The organism is Microcella sp., assembly GCF_019739195.1.
GTDB lineage: Bacteria > Actinomycetota > Actinomycetes > Actinomycetales > Microbacteriaceae > Microcella.
Window position 1 is genome coordinate 615,780 of sequence record NZ_JAHHDS010000003.1, and the last position, 16,953, is coordinate 632,732.

Genomic DNA, 16,953 nt, shown 5'->3' on the forward strand with positions numbered 1-16,953 from the left:
GCTCACGAACGACCCTCCTCGAACTCTAGCGACGGTATTCTCCCCGTGCGAGGAAGGAGCCTTCCGTGGAGGAAAAATTCGTTGAAGTCGGTGGCAACCGTCTGCACGTTGTCGATTCGACGACGTCCGGAAGCCCCGCGATTCTCGTCGCCGGCGTGGGCAACACGGCCGCAGTGTGGGGTGACTTCTTCGCGCACCTCTCTACGGCGCATCGAGTCATCGCCGTCACTCGTCGTGGATACGGACGGTCGCACATGCCCAACCCGGGAACGACGATCGCCGACCTTGCTGGTGACCTCCTCGGCCTCCTCGACGCGCTCTCTCTCGAGCGGGCTCATGTCGTGGGTCACAGTGCTGCCGGTTCAGAGCTTGCGTACCTTGCCCACACCGCGCCAGACAGGGCGGGGTCGATGGTGTTCCTCGATGCTGCGTATGACCGCCGCGAGCTTCTCGGACTTCTTGAGGATGATCCGACGCCCGCGCTCATTCCGCCGCCCACCGCGCGACGCTCGATCGACGACCTGGTCGAGTGGTATCGATCCGTTTTCGGCGTGTGGAGTGGCGGGATCGAGAAGGATCTGCGCGAGAGCTTCACCACGACCGAACGCGGAGTGCAGCCGGTCACGCCGGCCACCGTCGCGCACGAGATCGTGGACGCATTGTTCAGCTTCGCCGTCGACTGGACTGCTGTGACGATGCCAGCTCTGGCGATGTATGCGATCGACCCGCCCTCGAACCTTCCGGACTCTGTCGACGTCGCGACGAAAGACGAGGTGGAACGATTCGCGCGTGAGCGATACGTGCCCTGGCAGCGTCGGCAAGTTGCCCTGTTCGCCGAGTCGGTACCGCACGCGCAGGTCATGCAACGGGAGGGCGCCGACCACCTTCTCTTCGCCGAGCGCCCTGCGGAGACCGCGAACGTGGTGAAGGAGTTCCTTGCTGCGTGTGACGTGAGGTAGGCGAAAGCCACATACCGATCGCGTGTGCAGCGTCGCGGCGCTCGACGGTGAACGGTGTGCGCGACCTGAGAAGAGATCCGCTGCCGAGCGGCCACCACAGCGCCCGGCAGCGGAAGTGTGAGAGGACTACGCCTTCGGCACGAAGGTGTACTTCGTGGTGAGGTACTCGTCGATGCCCTCGAGCGAGCCTTCGCGGCCGATGCCCGACTGCTTCACGCCGCCGAACGGCGCCGCGGCGTTGGAGATGACGCCCGCGTTGAGGCCCATCATTCCCGTTTCGAGGCGGTCGATCATGCGCATGCCGCGGTGCAAGTCGGAGGTGTAGACGTACGAGATGAGCCCGTACTCGGTCGCGTTGGCGAGCTCGACGGCCTCGTCTTCGGTGTCGAAGGGCACGATCGCGAGCACCGGACCGAAGATCTCTTCCGTCAGCAGACGCGTGCCCGCGGTGACCCCGGTGAGCACGGTCGCCGGGTAAAAGTGGCCCGCGCCGTCGGGAATCGCGCCGCCCGTCGTGACCGTCGCGCCCTTCGACACGGCATCTTCGACGAGCTCGTGCGAGCCCTTGACCGCGTTGTCGTCGACGAGCGGGCCGATCTGCACGCCCTCTTCGGTTCCGCGGCCCATCTTCATCGCGGCGACGCGCTCGGTGACGCGACGACTGAACTCGTCGACGACGTCGCGCTGCACGAGAATGCGGTTCGCAGCGGTGCACGCCTGCCCGATGTTGCGGAACTTGGCGAGCATCACACCGTCGATGGCCTTGTCGAGGTCAGCGTCGGCGAAGACGACGAAGGGGGCGTTGCCGCCGAGCTCCATCGACGTGCGCAGAATGCCGTCGGCGGCCTGCTTCATGAGCACGCGGCCGACCTCGGTCGAGCCCGTGAAGCTGAGCTTGCGCAGTCGCGGGTCGGCGATGATCTCGGCCGAGAGAGCGCCCGACTTCGCCGTGGTCACGACGTTCACGACACCAGCAGGCAGGCCTGCGTCTTCGAGCGTCTTGACGAAGTACATCGTCGTGAGCGGCGTGAGCGCGGCGGGCTTGATGATCGACGTGCACCCAGCGGCGATCGCGGGCGCGATCTTGCGGGTCGCCATCGCGAGCGGGAAGTTCCAGGGCGTGATCAAGAACGACGGCCCGACCGGGGCGTGCGAGACCACGATGTGGCCCGTGCCCTCGGGGTTCTCGCCGAAGCGCCCCGTGATGCGCACGGCTTCTTCGCTGAACCAGCGCAAGAACTCGGCGCCGTAGGTGACCTCACCGCGCGATTCGGCGAGCGGCTTGCCCATCTCGAGCGTCATGAGCAAGGCAAACTCGTCGGCTCGCTCGATGACGAGCTCCCACGCCTTGCGCAGCAGCTCGCCGCGTACGCGGGGGGCCGTGGCGGCCCAGCTCGCCTGCGCGTTGGCGGCGGCATCCATGGCCTTTTTGCCGTCGGCGACCGAGGCGCTCGCGATCTCGGCGAGAACGTTCCCGTTCGACGGGTCGGTGACAGTCATCGTCGCGCCGCCTTCGGCGTCGATCCACTGGCCGTCGATGTAGAGGCCGCGGGGAACCTTGGCGAGCAGTTCGGCTTCGGTGATCATGGTGGCGTCTCTCTCTGAGTTCTCTAGTTGGCTTCGAGGGCTTCGCCGATAACGCGGATGCCCTCCCGTAGCAGCTCGTCACTGATCGACAGCGGCGGCAACAGCCTGATGACGTTGCCGTCGGTGCCGCACGTAAGCACCACGACGCCGTTCACGTGGCAGTGCTTGGCGACGCGGTTCGTGAGCCCAGCATCCGGAGCCCCGTTCTCGTCGACGAGCTCGATCGCCATCATGGCGCCGCGTCCGCGGATGTCGCCGATGCGGCCGTCGCGCGCCTGCAGCGAGGTGAGTTCGTCGAGGATGATCGCCTCGAGCTCGAGCGCCCGCCCGAGCAGGTCGTGCTCGTCGTAGGCCTTCAGAGCACCGAGGGCCGCGGCGGTCGCGATGGGGTTGCCGCCGTAGGTGCCGCCGAGGCCGCCCGCGTGGGGAGCATCCATGATCTCGGCTTTGCCGGTGACGGCCGCGAGCGGAAGGCCGCCCGCGATGCCCTTCGCGAGGGTGATGAGGTCGGGCACGATGCCCTCGTGCTCGCTCGCGAACATCTGGCCCGTGCGGGCGAAGCCGGTCTGCACCTCGTCGGCGATGAAGACCACGTTGTTCTCGTTCGCCCACTTCTGCAGGGCGGGAAGGAAGCCCGGCGCGGGCACGACGAAACCGCCCTCGCCCTGAATGGGCTCGATGATGATGGCGGCGAGGCGGTCGGCGCCGATCTGCTTCTCCATCGTGTGGATGGCACGGGCCGCCGTTTCGGCGCCGCTGAGGCCGTCGCGGTAGGGGTACGACATGGGCGCGCGGTAGACGTCGGGCGCGAACGGCCCGAAGCCGGCCTTGTAGGGCATGGCCTTCGCGGTGAGCGCCATCGTGAGGTTGGTGCGGCCGTGGTAGCCGTGGTCGAAGGCGACGACGGCTGACTTGCCGGTGTAGTAGCGCGCGATCTTGATGGCATTCTCGACCGCCTCGGCGCCCGAGTTGAAGAGTGCGGTGCGCTTGGCGTGGTCGCCCGGGGTGAGACGGTTGAGCGCCTCGGCCACCTCGACGTAGCCGTCGTAGGGGGTGATCGTGAAGCACGTGTGCGTGAAGCGCTGCACCTGCTCGATGACAGCCGCGGTGACGTGCGGGTCGGCGTTGCCGACGTTGGTCACAGCGATGCCCGAGCCGAGGTCGATGAGCGAGTTGCCGTCGACGTCGACGATGACGCCGCCGCCGGCCGCTGCGGCGTAGACCGGCATCATCGTGCCGACACCCGCTGAAACGGCCGCCTGCTTGCGGGCCATGAGGGCCTCGCTCTTCGGGCCCGGGATGCTCGTCACGAGTCGGCGCTCTTGCGGCAGGCTCGGGCCGCCGAGGGTCGTCGGAGTGTCGATCGTCATGCTCATGCAGTCAGGGTAGGGGCGCTGGTGTCTTCTCGATGTGTACGAGACGTATATTGCGGCACGGTGCGCTGTACACTTTGTATATCTCTCGTTGACTCGTGAATTCAAGGAAGTCGGATGCCCGTCACGCTCGACGCCGTTCTCGCTCGCCCCGAGCTGCAGTTGCGGCTCGTCTGGGGTGACGGTGCCGCGCGCGCTCGACCCTGGGGCTGGGTGCATTCGAGCGACCTCGTCGACCCCGCGCCGTTCCTCTCCCCCGGCGATGCACTGTTGACGACCGGCACGCAGTGGGCGAGTGACGACGACATCGCGCCGTGGGTTGCGCGTCTCGCCGTGGCGGGGGTGCCGGCCGTCGGCTTCGGCACCGAGGTGATCCGAGACGGCACACCGGATGCTCTCGCCGAGGCTTGCGCCGCGCACGGCATCGCCCTGCTCGAAGTGCCTTACCGCACGCCGTTCATCGCCGTGGCCCGCGCGGTCGCAGACCTCGACGCCGAAGAACGGTATGCCCGCGTGCGCTGGACGCTCGAGACGCAGCGCGCCATCGCCGTCGCCGCGCTCAAGCCCGGGGGCCTCGGCGCAGTCGTCGCGGAACTCGGGCGGCGCATCGGCGCTGCCGCGGGCATCGTGCGGTCTGAGGTGGGCAGTGGCGGGCCGACCAGCGTGCTGGGTGACGAGCCGCCCGCCGCCGTGCTTGATGAGGCCTACGGCATGTTGCGGGCAGGCCGCCGCGCCGCGCGCACCGTCGACGGCTGGAGCCTGCAGACCGTCGGCGCCGCGACCGCCCTCACGGGCGTGCTCGCAGTCGGGCCGGGGTCCGTGCACGACGATGCCGAGCGCGCCGTCATCACGAGCGTCGTCGCGCTCGCCGGTCTCGCGGGCATCGCCGATCGGGATGCCCACGCAGCGTCAGCCGCCGACACCGCCGCGCGCCTCGCGGCCCTGCAGTCAGCCGTGCGCGAGGCACTCGTCGCGAGCGAGCCATCCCCCTTACTGGTCGCCGAGCAGCCCGACCCCAGCGACCCGGCCGCGCTCGTGCAGCCGCTGCTCGAGCACGACGCCGCGACCGGCGACGAGCTCGTCGAGACGCTCGGCACGTGGCTGCGGTGCGATGCGGTTGCTGAGGCAGCAGCTCTGCGGTTGGGCATCCACCGTCATACGGTTCGCGCGCGCCTACGGCGCGCCGCCGAGCTGCTCGACCGCGACCTCGACGCGTTCCCCGCACGCGCCGAGGTGTGGGCCGCGTTGCAGGCCGTCGGGCGACTGTAGCGGTGCGGTTCTAGACTGGCGACACCAGCGGGAGTGGTGAAATTGGCAGACACGCAGGATTTAGGTTCCTGTGCCTTCGGGCGTGAGGGTTCAAGTCCCTCCTTCCGCACTGGTTACTTTGGGGAGTGGCCTCGATGATGGGAAGTAGGTGGTCTCGTCGCGGGCCCTGTAGGGGTTCGGCCGCTGGTTCTTTCACTTCAATCATTACGAGGCAGTCGCCACTCCCCGAGTGAAGCTGCCATCGGTGATCCTCGGCGGCCGATCAGTCAACGACCCTCTAGTCGCTTCGTCCGCATGACAGCCCTAAAGCCGCGCTCGCCGCCGACTTCGAAGGCATGCAACGTGTCTTGCGCTACCTACTTGGATTGCCAATCATCCACTCGTCGAGCGCGCACTACTCTGCGCCCAAGTCGGTTGCCGCTACTTCCAAGACGTTCCTCAACAGGGATTAGAAGCCAACGGCCGGGACTTCAATCACGTTCGTTCGTGTTGCACCGTTTACTTGGCAATACAGTTGTGAGCATGGCCCATGATTCGGCACAAAGTGAAGACCCCACGTCGGCCGAGCAGACATCCGAACCTGACCTCTCGCCCGCCGACCTCTTCTACCTTCGAGTCCAAGGGCTACTCAACACTTTCTCGCTCCGCCAAGCGGAAATACTTCGCCTTGCGACCTACATCGATGAACGAACGGCTGAGGTAGACAGCGCCGCTGCGCGTGCTCGAGACCGCATCCGCCAGAAGATTGGTTCCGCGCCGGCTGGATCTCTTGATCACGATTCAGTAATTCATCAATTGCTTGAGGTATTCAAGTCCGAGCCTTTCGAAGACGATGAGGACGAAGAGCTCAGCGAAGATGAGCGCTTCGACGCGTTCACATCAGCATTGACTGAAGTTGGGGACTCCCTGCCTGAAGGTTTGCTCTCTACGTACATCGAAGCAGTGATCGAGGCGCTGGAAACTCCGCCCGGAAGTCGGTTCCTCCACCCTCCGCTCCTTGTGACATTGGTGGGCGAGTTGGAGATGGTCGTCAAGTCGCTCGCGAGAGCCAGCTTCGAGCGGCAACCGGCCGCATTGAATGACGAGGGAAAGACGTTCTCGTGGGCGGAACTGATCGAGCACGAGTCACTCGATGATGTCCGCGATTCGCTCGTGGATCGAGTTATCGATGACGTGCTGCGTGGTTCCCTCACTGACTGGTGCGACTACTTCGTGAAGCGGTTCAAGATCGCCAAGATCGCCTCTGTCGACACCCTTGAAGCACAAGAGCCGGTTCAGCGGAGACACTGCATTGTCCACAACGCAGGCATGGCGTCGCAGCCGTACATCGAGCGCCTTCAGGCATACGGACATAGCGCGGAGCTCGGATCAAGCCTCGACGTCGACGCTCAGTACCTTCGACGTGCTGCAGATGCGCTCTACCTCGTGGCCTACTCCTTGTGTTGGGCCGTCGCTTTCAAGCTTGCACAAACGGACGAGGAGAGGAACAACTTCGGCTCGTTGCTTGCCAACCGCATCTACTTCTTGCTCCAGCAAGGGCGCCATCAACTTGTTATTGACATCGTGTCTAGCGCCCCCTTGGAACGACTCAATGAGATGACTGCCTTTGTTGTCAAGGTCAACTACTGGATCGCGATGAAGAGAATTGGGAGATTCTCTGAGGTCCGTCCCGAGATCGAGTCACTGGATACGAGGGCTCGAAGCCGTGAGTTCAGGTTGGCAAAGCTTGCCCTGCTTGACCGAGTTGAGGAAGCTCATGAGCTGACCGAGCAAATGATTCGAGACAGCGAGCTACGGCCCGAGTTCCTCTTCACCTGGCCTCTACTCACAGGAGTGCGCGATTTCGCCGCAAGCAGAACGGAACCTGACACTATTGCCCCTACTGAGCAAGACTAACTATGCTGTTGTTGTCCGAACGGGAAAGGACCGCTCATGAGCACCCCCGACCTTTAGTTCTTGATTGCCCCCGGCTGTTGGCCGGGGGCTTTTTCCTTGCCAAGGACTTGTCGAGTTGGCATTCTGCATCGCTCGCACGGGCTGGCGCCGATGGCGAATTCCATCGACGGCCGCCATTTGCAACGTGGATTCGGCGTGAAGTCGAGGACCAACTATCGCCGATCGAGGCTAGGTCGACAAAGTGACGCCTCTCTTCGCCTTCGGGGAGGGCTTCCGCCTCCAGGCGATATGCCACCAAACGCCAGCACCTACCGCGAGGAAAAGCAGGACCGGACCGACGGCGGGGATCTGCGCGAGAAGGAGTGCGCCAACGATCACAAGCGTCCATCCCCACCACGGGAGCCCCATTCCCGCGGGAGGCTCGGGCAGCGGTGCCTCGTCTCGCCACGCGGCCGGCGGCCGGTAGAACTGACCAACCTTCGGCAGCACGTCGGACGGGGATGGCCAGCTGCTCGGGATGTCCTCTGGCTTCTGCAGGAAAACAGAGACCTCGGCAGCGAACCGTGAGCCCTTCACGCGCGCCCAGGCAACAGTCACCAGGCCTTCGCGCTCTACTTCCTCGATGAGCTTGAGGATCGGCACCGACGTCGCCGGCGTCAGCTGGCCGATCCGCTCGCCGTCTAAATGGACCTCAACGACTTTGACCTCAGACTTCGCTTTCGCGACTGTCAGCGGGTGAAGGGTCACGACGACCTGCGAGGCTTCGCCATCGCGGCAGTACGGCGTGATCCGCTCGAGGTGCTGCTCTTCGCCTGTGACCTGCACGGCGCGACCGATCGGAAGCACGCGATGTGGTGCGGAGGGGATCTCGTTCTCAGGCAAGATCTGGTCCGGCGCGGGCAGCGCTAGCCGGATGGATGCCTTCAGCTCGTCGCGCGAGCGAGACGCCACCCACCGGGCGACGGCCCACACGTCGGCGCGAACCGTTGGCACCTGCCACGACCCGATGAAGCGGCAGATTACGTCCCAGTAGTCTGCAGCCGACTCATCAGGCAGGTAGCCGACGACGTCGCCGTTGATGCGCACCGAGATTGCCTTGCCGTTTCGCGAGTGGGGGTTGTCAGGTTCGGGCACGAGCTCGGCCGTGACGTTGCGTGTAACTTCGACGTCGCGCGGAGGTTGGCCACCGATCGCACGCGCAATCGCAGCCTCTCGATAGTTCTCGCCCACAATGTCGACGCTCGCCCAGGCAGAGGAGATGTCGACGCGCTCAGCAGTTGGCAGGTAGTCGTCTTTGGCCGGCCTGGTCGGCCAGTAGGCATCGCTCCACGCCTTGCCGTCCCACCATCTAAGCCACTTCGGGTCCGTGGTCGAGTACCAGCCTTTGGCGGCAGAAGCCATGGGGTCGATCTCCCTTATTGTGCGTGACAGACCCTCAGTATCACGGAGGCTCTAGTTCATCGCAATCGGCGCTCCTAAAGGCGCGGCGACAGCCATCCCGATTGAGGCTAGGTCCACGGTTGCGAGCATGCGACGGATCGCGCTTCACGCATCGACGGCCATCGATGCCGGCTGCACTCGCCAACGTTGGCCAACTCGCGGTTCGCGGGATGGCCTAGTCCACGTCTGTGCGTCGATCTTCTTCTGCAATCCGCTCCGCAAGACTCCAGGGCAGCTTCAGTTCAGCGCCATTCTCGCGTAGGCGCTGCATCAGGCGAGAGTCAACGTGACAGACGGCCTCGAGCCACCAGGAGAGCAGGCAGCTCGCCGCCAACACGTAGAGCACTTGGTGTCGCAGCTTGTCCTCTGGCCAGTCACGCAGAAATAGGCGCCCATCGTCGTTGAGCTCAACGACGTCCGAAATCGCGCCGTGGGTCACATGAACGCTCTGAGAGAGCATGCGGTACGCGTGACCGAGGAAGTCGTCGTTCCGGTCGAGCGCCTGCCGGATCTGCGTCCACTTCTGGAGGCCCTTCCCCTCGGGCACCTCGGCGATGAGCCTGAGCATCAGTTCGTCGTCCTCGGAGAGTCCGGCCACCTCTCGAGCGAGCGCGACTCGGTCGCGGCCGACTTCGACCATGTACCTATTCAGCCCACCGGTCGTGTAGAACACCCACTGCGCCGTCACGGCATGCTCGAGGGCCGCGCGAACCATCGGGTGCCCAGCTGTGGCCATGTCGTGGTGCCCCAGACGCACATAGGCCTTCGCATACCGGCGCACTCGCTGTGTCATGGAGTAGACGACCACGAAGTCTTGATGAAGGCGCTCTGGCACAGTGAAGGAGTCGCGCTTCCCGTGCTGCACATAGCGCACAACGAAACCGAGCAATAGCTTTGCCGGCGGCAGATCCTCTTTCGGCACACCCTCAGGATGCACGAAGTAGGCGAGACAGAGCACGAGGTTGCGAGCGCTCTCACAAAAACACCACAACGCACCCACAACTCTGTGCGTTCCCGCACGATCATCTGCCATCGACAACCTGCACAAATGCAGGGTTCTAAGCCTTTTCCGCCACTGCTGAGCGGCGCTGGGGAGAGTTCAGATCCCTCCTTCCGCTCTGGAGCCCTCCTCGAGGTTCCTCATGATGAGCCCAGACAAGGTCCGTATCAGACTTCGCGTACTCGCGACAACGTCGACCGAAGTGGCCAGATAGCATGCGCAGACGTCGAAGGGTCCCGGGCTCGAAGTCCTCGGCTCGCGTCGGCCTGAAATCTCCTGATGCCCCTGATGCCCGTTTCCACGCTCGAGTTCATGTTGCGAGAGAAGTCTTGTGTGCCGCGACTCGAGGCTGAATCAGGTCTGGGATGATTCGTCAATGAGTGCAACCATCACGCCTGTTGTGTCTCCCGCGGGCATCGCGGCCATGAAGCAACTCGACAGAACTGATCCGGTTCCATCCCTCAAACGAGCGGCGATTCTCGGCGAGAGGATCTTCCTACATACGGTTGGTCTTGGCCCCCCGAACGGTGACTGGTACCGGTTCTTCGTTCAGAGTGCGTTCGGCGGGGACAAGGAGAGCCACGATCTCATGGACGACCCCGACTTCAGAAGTCTGCTCCTCCTGCCGGAGGATTATGGATCGAACACCGAGAAGGAAATGTTCGAGGCTCCGTTGGGGGGATTTGGCGACATCGCCTTCGACGAGATTCGAAAGCGGGCGGAGTCGGACCCTCAGTTCAGCACTGGCCTTGGACCGGCTGGCCGAGGCACCACTGCGAAGGACTGGATGAAACTCGCAGTCGAGATCTCCGCGACGCTGCAGATGCCCGCCCACCTCGATCGCTGGTTGACGAATCCGGTGGGGCTAATAGGCCCTACGCACGTGGAAGTGTTGCAACGCGCTGAGGTTGAACAGCGAAGCCCGTTTGGGCCGAGCGAAGTACTCGGATCGATGGGAATGGTTGACTTTGGTTCATTTAGTTGGAGAGAAATCCTTCAGCTACGAAAGAGCCAAGGAATCTACGAGTTTCGGCTCTTCATCGAGGGCCTGCCGCGAGATGAGCGCTCCCACGTTCAAGACCACCTGTGGGACGCAGTTGCTGACTTCGTTTCCACCCATAAGCCGAGACCCGTTAGGAGTTTCCTGAAGGGCATAGTCGCCTCCCTGCCGATACCGGGCCTTGAGTTGATCGGCACTGCTCAGACCTTCTCCGATTACTTCCGACAAGATGAGGATCTGAGGAAGTCCCGGTGGCTCCACTTTCTCGCTGACGCCAGACGTCTGCAAAGCACTCGAATCGATTGAGGAACGCTCGCGACTTGGGCGAGGAAGCGCTCCCGTTCTATCTGGCGCTCGGACCAAAGATTCGTCGTCAGCTAGAGCACAAGCAGCAGCGCGAGCACGCCGCCGAGCACGATGACGACGAGTGCCGTGGGCACGGTGCTGCGCAGCACACGCCCCTCTTGACCCGTGAGGCTCACGGTCGCGACCGCGGCGACGATGTTGTGCGGGGCGATGATGTTGCCGACCGCAGCGCCGAAGGTCTGTGCGCCGAGAAGCGGTAGTTCGGGCAGCGCCAGAGCACGCGCCGTTGAGGCCTGCAGGTCGGTGAACAGCAGGTTCGAGGCTGTGGCCGACCCGGTGATGAACGTGCCGAAGGCTCCGACGAGCACCGTGAGCAGGGGCCACGCGAGCCCGATCGAGGCGGCGGAGAGCGCGAGCTCGGCGGTCATTCCCGACGACGACATCGTGCGGGCGATCGTGATCATCGCGATGAGCGCGACGATGACGGGCCCGAGCTGCAGCGTCGCCGTGACGAAGGCTACGCGCACTCGCCGCCATGACGCGCGCTGGATGATCGCGCCCACGACGAACGCCACCGTGAGCAGCATCGTCGGGTGGTAGAAGGGCTGCACTGAGCCCGAGAAGCCCGCGGGCAGTTCCCACGCCAGCACGATGCCCTGCAGCAGTTCCCTCAGCGGTGGGATGAGCCGCGTGAGCAGCACGACGAGCACGAGCACGAGGTACGGGGCCGCGGCACGCAGAACTGAGAGGTCGGCGGCGACCACGTCGCGAGCATCCGGGTGCGGATGGGTGACCGTGATCTCGTCGGGCACGGCGCGAAGCCCGCGCGAGTGCACGTGCCGACGGTGCCGCACGAGCACGAACGAGAACAGCAGCACTCCGACGAGGGCTCCGCCAAGAGTCGGCAGCTCGGGCCCGATCAACCACGCGATGAGACCGAACGGCACGAAGAAGCAGACCGCCGCGAGCAGCCCCCAGCGCCACAGCCCGCGGAAGTGGCCGTAGGCCTTGCCGATGATGACGATCATGACGGCGGTGAGCACGATGCCGAGCGCCAAGGGGAAGACAACAGTCGCCTGCGCGAGCTCAGCCGGCGTGAAGTCGACCAGGGTGCTCTGCGCGAGCACGGGCGTGCCGATCGCGCCGAATGAGACGCCGGCCGCGTGCCCGATGAGCGCGGCCGACACCGCGGCGAGCGCCGGCATGCCCGCAGCGACCAGGAAGGGCGCAGCGAGCGCCACGGGCGTGCCGAAGCCGGCCGCCCCCTCGAGGAAGAGGGCGAAGAACCACGCGACCAGAATGGCGCCCAGCCGCGGGTCGGGGTGCAGCAGGGCGAGTGCCTGACGCAGGCGAGCTGCGGCACCGGTGCTGCGCTGTAGATAGTGGATGCCCAGAGCCGGGCCGATGATGCCCACGACCGTGAGCGCGATGAAGCCAGCTTCGGCGAGCACGCCGGCGATGCCCTCGACGACCCCGAACTCTTCGCCCCCGCCGAAGCCGAAAGCGACGATCGCCAGCGCGATCGTGAACACCGCCGTCACGAGCCCCGCACGCGCGGCCGACCAGCCCGCGACCGTCATGAGCACAAGCACGAGAATCACGGGGGTGAGAGCGAGCAGGCTGAGCATCGCTCTCAGCGTAGGCGAGGCCCACACATGGCTTCTGCCCGGTAGCCTGAGACACCGATTGTTCACCACTCAGCTCTGGAGCCGCGCATGATGCCGATGGACCTCGGCCTCTTCGATGTCGAGGCGTGGATCACCGCCGCTGGCTCGTGGGGCCTCGTGCTCGTCTGCGCGATCGTCTTCGTCGAAACAGGCCTTCTCATCGGCTTCTTGCTGCCCGGCGACACGCTGCTGCTCATCACCGGCATCTTGACCTTCACGGGCGTGATTCCGCAGCCGATCTGGCTCGTCGTGCTGTGCATCTTCATCGCCGCGGTGCTGGGCGATCAGCTGGGCTACTACATCGGCTACAAGGCTGGCCCTCCGATCTTCGAGCGTAAATCGGCCGGCTTCTTCAGCAAGAAGAGCGTGGCCCGCACCGAGTACTTCTTCGCGCGCTACGGCGGTTGGGCCGTTACGATCGCCCGCTTCATCGGCGTCGTGCGCACCATTGCACCTGTGGCCGCGGGTGTCGGCAAGATGCCCTACAAGAAGTTCTTGTTCTTCAACATGCTCGGCGCCTTCCTCTGGGGCGTCGGCCTGCCGCTCATCGGCTGGTGGGCAGCGCACATTCCGGGCGTCGCCGACGTCGTCACCGAGTACATCGAGATCGTCTTCCTCGTCGTCATCGGCATGGCCGTCACCGGTATCGGCTGGCACCTGGGCCGCGAGCAGTGGGAGAAGCGCAAAGAGGCGAAGGCCGCTGCCGCGGGCGAGCCTGTGCCCGAGATCGAGATCTGGACGGCCGAGCCCGAGCACGACGGGCGGCACGAGGCGGAGCATCCGAAAGCGACCTACGGCATCGGCCCGCACGACGGCAAGCACGAAAAGAAGCCGAGCGTCTCGTGACGCGCGTGCATCCCGTCGCTCGCACCGTCGGCGACGCGGCGCGCGGCGCGCTCATCGGGTTCGCCGAGATCGTTCCCGGGGTGAGCGGCGGCACGATCGCCCTCATCGTGGGCGTCTACGACACGCTCATCGACGGGGCCGGTCACCTCGCGCGCGGGGTCGCGCGCACGATCGGCGACGGGATGCGGGGCCGCGGTCTCTCGAAGGCCGTCGCGCACTTCCGCTCAGTGCGCTGGAGCGTCGTGCTGCCGATCGGCATCGGCATGCTCGCGGCGATCGTGGTCGGTGCTGCCCTGCTCGCTCCCCTGCTCGAGGCGTACCCGACGGGCACGCGCGCCGTGTTCGCGGGATTGATCGCCGCCTCGCTCATCGTGCCCGCCCGCATGGTCGGGGGTCGCTGGTCGCCGTTCGAGGTTGTCATCGGCCTGCTCGCCGCGGTTCTCACCTTCGTGCTCACCGGTCTGCCGCGGGGTGCTGACGCCGACCCGACCCTGCTCGTCGTCGCCGTCGCCGCGGCCTTCGCGGTCTGCGCGCTCGTGCTGCCCGGCGTCTCGGGCTCGTACCTGCTGCTCACCGTCGGCATGTACGCGCCGACGCTCGCCGCCGTGAACGATCGCGACTTCGCCTACCTCGGCGCGTTCATCGTGGGCGCAATCGTCGGTCTCGGCGTCTTCGTCTCGGGCCTGCAATGGCTGCTCAAACACCGCCGCCGTATCACGCTCGTGATCATGACCGGCCTCATGCTCGGCTCGCTGCGTGCCCTCTGGCCGTGGCAAACCGAGACCGGCGGGGTGCTGCCGCCCGACGACGACCTCGGCCTCGTGCTGCTGCTCGTCGTCATCGGCGCGAGCCTCGTTCTCGGCATCATGGCCGTCGAGGCGGCACTGCTGAAACGACGGATGCTCTCACCCGAGATCATCGCCGACCCCGAGCCACACGAGCCCGACGAGACGGCAGTCGAGGGCGAGCTGCCGACCGAAGGCGCGCAGCCCCGGTCAGAGCCCGAACGCTAGAAGTACGAGCAGCGTCACGTTGAGCGCGACGAGCAGCCCCGCGCACAGGATCGCGAGGGCCGTCGTACCCCGGCGGTTGACCGACTCCCCCATCAGCCGCCTGTCGGCAGTGAGCCGCACGAGCGGGATGAGCGCGAAGGGAATGCCGAAGCTCAGCACAACCTGACTGAGCACCAGGGCGAACGTCGGGTCGACGCCGAGCGCGAGAATCACCAGGGCGGGTGCGATCGTGATCGCGCGGCGCAGCAGCAAAGGGATGTTCACGCGCAGCAGCCCCTTCATGATCTCGGCTCCCGCGTAGGCGCCGACCGACGTCGAGGCCAGGCCGCTCGCGAGCAGGGCGATCGCGAAGAGGAAGGCCACGGCCGGACCCAGCGCGGCGCCGAGCGCCGCGTGAGCGCCTTCGAGCGTGTCGGTGCCCTCGACGCCCGCGAGGTTCGCCGCCGCGAGCAAGAGCATGACGACGTTCACCGTGCCCGCGATCGCGAGGGCGATCGTCACGTCGATGCGCGTGGCCTTGAGCACGAGCGAGCGCTCGGCGCCCGCAGCCACCTGACCGAAGCGGTCGCGGGTGAGGGCGGAGTGCGCGTAGATCGCATGCGGCATGACCGTCGCACCCATGATGCTCGCGGCGAGCAGCACGCTCTCGGTGCCGTCGAACATGGGCAGCAGGCCCGCCGCGGCCGCAGCCGGGTCAGGCGGTCCGATGATGAGACCGGCGCAGAAGCCGACGACGATGATCGCGATGAGCCCGGTGATGATGCGCTCGAAAGGCTTCGCACCCTTGCGGCTCTGCACGACGAGCAGCAGCATCGAGACGACGCCCGTGATGACGCCGCCGACGAGCAGGGGCAGGTCGAACAGCAGATAGAGCGCGACGGCCCCGCCGATGACCTCGGCGACATCGGTCGCCATCGCGACGAGCTCGGCCTGGCCCCAGTAGCCGAGCCTGGCTGGACGACGACGGATGCGCTGCCCGAGCGCCTCGGGAAGACTCAAGCCTGTGGCGATGCCGAGCTTCGCCGAGAGGTACTGGATGAGCCAGGCCATGACGTTGGCCGTCACGACGACCCAGATGAGCAGGTAGCCGAACAGGGCACCTGCCGTCATGTTCGCGGCGACGTTGCCCGGGTCGAGGTAGGCGACGCCGGCGACCATCGCAGGGCCAAGCATCGGGGCGATGATGAGGCCGCGGCGCGCAGCCTTCAGTCGTGCGGCAGGCGCAGGGGCGGCTTCATCGGGCACGCTCCGACTGTAGCATCGAGATTTCGGTGTACCGAAATATTCAGTCGATGGCCAAGCGCTCGACCCACACGGCGGCGGCGACGGCGGGCGACACCACGATCTCGGAGCCCGTGCCGCGGGTGATGGTGACGCCCGCGGGCGACTGCTGCTCGGCGACCGTCACGGCCTCGTCGAGGGCGACGCCGAGGCGGTCGAGCACGCGGAGGGCATCCGGATCACGGTCGCTGATGCGCACGACGCGGCCGCTGAATCCGATGGGGGCGGCGTCGAGGCGCACGGCGTCGGGGCGGTGCAGCGTTCCGTCGGCGGCGGGGATGAGGTCGCCGTGCGGGTCGCGCGTCGGGTGCCCGAGTTGCGCGTCGATCGCGTCGAGCAGACGGTCGCTCAAGGCGTGCTCGAGCACCTCGGCCTCGTCGTGCACTTCGTCCCAGCCGTAGCCGTGCTCGTTGACGAGCCACGTCTCGATCAGCCGATGCCGGCGCAGCATCGCGAGAGCGCGCTGCTCGCCCTCGGGCGTCAGCCGAATCGCACTGTACGGGCGGTGGTCGACGAGCCCGGCGGCAGCGAGCTTCTTGACCATCTCGGTGACGCTTGAGGGTGCGAGGGCGAGCCGCTCGGCGAGTTGGCTCGGCGTGATCGGCTCGGGTTGCCACTCGGTGAACTGGAAGATCGTCTTGAGGTAGTCGTCGATCGCATCGGCCGTCGTGCGCGGGGGCGGGCGGAGCGACGAAGTCATGCTCGCCAGCCTACGAGTCGGGCTGACCGTAGCGCTCGCGCAGCACCTCGGCCAGCGAGGTGAAGGCCCGGCCGCGGTGGCTGATCGCGTTCTTCTCGTCGGCGCTGATCTCGGCGCTCGTCACCTCGAGGCCCTCGGGCACGAAGATGGGGTCGTAGCCGAAGCCGCCGATTCCTGCCGCATCGTGCGCGATCGTGCCGGGCCACACCCCCAGGGCAACGTGCTCGAACGAGGTGCCCTTACCCTCGAGCGGGTCGACGAGGGCCGCCGCGCAGGTGAAGTGCGCCGCGCGGTTCGACTCGTCGCCGAGCTCGGCGAGCACGAGCTGCAGGTTGGCCGTGTCGTCTCGCCGACCCGAGTAGTGGGCGCTGTCGATGCCGGGGGCGCCGCCGAGAGCATCCACGCTGATGCCCGAATCGTCCGCGATCGCCGGCAGCCCCGTGTGCACCGCGGCAGCGCGCGCCTTGATGAGGGCGTTGGCCTCGAAGGTGTCGCCGTCTTCGACGGGCACGGGCCCGCCGTAGGCCAGCAGGTGGATGCCCGGCACCTGCTGCTCGAGAATGCTCTGCAACTCGGCCACCTTGTGGGCGTTGTGCGTCGCGACGACGATCTGCAT

Annotated in this window: 14 protein-coding genes and 1 tRNA gene; 7 read left to right on the forward strand and 8 right to left on the reverse strand. The window is 66.0% G+C overall.

From position 1 onward, the window contains the following. Positions 1–65: 65 nt before the first annotated feature. Positions 66–959 carry an alpha/beta fold hydrolase gene (locus tag KL788_RS04700; RefSeq protein WP_293168969.1) on the forward strand — a complete coding sequence of 298 codons (894 nt, stop codon included), beginning with the start codon at positions 66–68 and terminating at the stop codon, positions 957–959. Between the two features lie 126 nt (positions 960–1,085). Here the strand turns inward: KL788_RS04700 and KL788_RS04705 are convergent, their stop codons facing one another. Both KL788_RS04705 and gabT read right to left on the reverse strand, forming a co-directional pair. Continuing rightward, the gene (locus KL788_RS04705) at positions 1,086–2,546 is read right to left on the reverse strand and encodes an NAD-dependent succinate-semialdehyde dehydrogenase (protein ID WP_293168971.1); all 1,461 of its coding nucleotides are present in this window, start codon (positions 2,544–2,546) and stop codon (positions 1,086–1,088) included. A gap of 23 nt (positions 2,547–2,569) precedes the next feature. Then, complete coding sequence (gene gabT, locus KL788_RS04710; protein WP_293168973.1) at positions 2,570–3,922, reverse strand: 4-aminobutyrate--2-oxoglutarate transaminase; 1,353 nt, start codon at positions 3,920–3,922, stop codon at positions 2,570–2,572. A 114-nt stretch (positions 3,923–4,036) separates the two neighbouring features. Here gabT and KL788_RS04715 point away from each other — a divergent pair, with 114 nt between their 5' ends. From KL788_RS04715 to KL788_RS04725, 3 genes are all read left to right on the forward strand, one after another. Then, complete coding sequence (locus tag KL788_RS04715; protein ID WP_293168974.1) at positions 4,037–5,188, forward strand: PucR family transcriptional regulator; 1,152 nt, start codon at positions 4,037–4,039, stop codon at positions 5,186–5,188. 27 nt (positions 5,189–5,215) lie between these two features. Beyond that, positions 5,216–5,297 (forward strand) — tRNA-Leu (locus tag KL788_RS04720). Between the two features lie 413 nt (positions 5,298–5,710). Continuing rightward, positions 5,711–7,084 (forward strand): hypothetical protein, encoded by a 1,374-nt coding sequence (locus KL788_RS04725; RefSeq protein WP_293168976.1) that lies wholly within the window; start codon positions 5,711–5,713, stop codon positions 7,082–7,084. 228 nt (positions 7,085–7,312) lie between these two features. Here the strand turns inward: KL788_RS04725 and KL788_RS04730 are convergent, their stop codons facing one another. After that, a complete protein-coding gene (locus KL788_RS04730) occupies positions 7,313–8,485 on the reverse strand; it encodes a hypothetical protein (RefSeq protein ID WP_293168978.1) in 1,173 nt (390 codons plus the stop codon). Between the two features lie 214 nt (positions 8,486–8,699). Further along, complete coding sequence (locus KL788_RS04735; RefSeq protein WP_293168980.1) at positions 8,700–9,446, reverse strand: DUF5677 domain-containing protein; 747 nt, start codon at positions 9,444–9,446, stop codon at positions 8,700–8,702. Between the two features lie 454 nt (positions 9,447–9,900). Here KL788_RS04735 and KL788_RS04740 point away from each other — a divergent pair, with 454 nt between their 5' ends. Then, positions 9,901–10,830, forward strand: coding sequence for a hypothetical protein (locus KL788_RS04740; protein ID WP_293168982.1), 930 nt, complete (start codon positions 9,901–9,903; stop codon positions 10,828–10,830). 71 nt (positions 10,831–10,901) lie between these two features. Here KL788_RS04740 and KL788_RS04745 read toward each other — a convergent pair whose 3' ends face one another. Further along, positions 10,902–12,458, reverse strand: coding sequence for an L-lactate permease (locus KL788_RS04745; protein WP_293168984.1), 1,557 nt, complete (start codon positions 12,456–12,458; stop codon positions 10,902–10,904). A gap of 87 nt (positions 12,459–12,545) precedes the next feature. Between KL788_RS04745 and KL788_RS04750 the strand changes: the two genes are divergently transcribed. Both KL788_RS04750 and KL788_RS04755 read left to right on the forward strand, forming a co-directional pair. After that, the gene (locus tag KL788_RS04750; RefSeq protein ID WP_293168986.1) at positions 12,546–13,343 is read left to right on the forward strand and encodes a DedA family protein; all 798 of its coding nucleotides are present in this window, start codon (positions 12,546–12,548) and stop codon (positions 13,341–13,343) included. Continuing rightward, positions 13,340–14,356 carry a DUF368 domain-containing protein gene (locus tag KL788_RS04755; protein WP_293168988.1) on the forward strand — a complete coding sequence of 339 codons (1,017 nt, stop codon included), beginning with the start codon at positions 13,340–13,342 and terminating at the stop codon, positions 14,354–14,356. The genes KL788_RS04750 and KL788_RS04755 overlap by 4 nt, the downstream gene beginning before the upstream one ends. On the opposite strand, the gene KL788_RS04760 is transcribed toward KL788_RS04755, so the two are convergent. From KL788_RS04760 to rdgB, 3 genes are all read right to left on the reverse strand, one after another. Beyond that, on the reverse strand, positions 14,339–15,529 hold the full coding sequence (locus KL788_RS04760) for an Nramp family divalent metal transporter (protein WP_293173165.1): 1,191 nt from the start codon (positions 15,527–15,529) through the stop codon (positions 14,339–14,341). The genes KL788_RS04755 and KL788_RS04760 overlap by 18 nt on opposite strands. Before the next feature lie 112 nt (positions 15,530–15,641). Next, on the reverse strand, positions 15,642–16,337 hold the full coding sequence (locus KL788_RS04765) for a metal-dependent transcriptional regulator (RefSeq protein WP_293168990.1): 696 nt from the start codon (positions 16,335–16,337) through the stop codon (positions 15,642–15,644). Positions 16,338–16,347: 10 nt separating this feature from the next. Further along, positions 16,348–16,953, reverse strand: a complete 606-nt coding sequence (gene rdgB, locus KL788_RS04770; RefSeq protein ID WP_293168992.1) for an RdgB/HAM1 family non-canonical purine NTP pyrophosphatase — start codon at positions 16,951–16,953, stop codon at positions 16,348–16,350.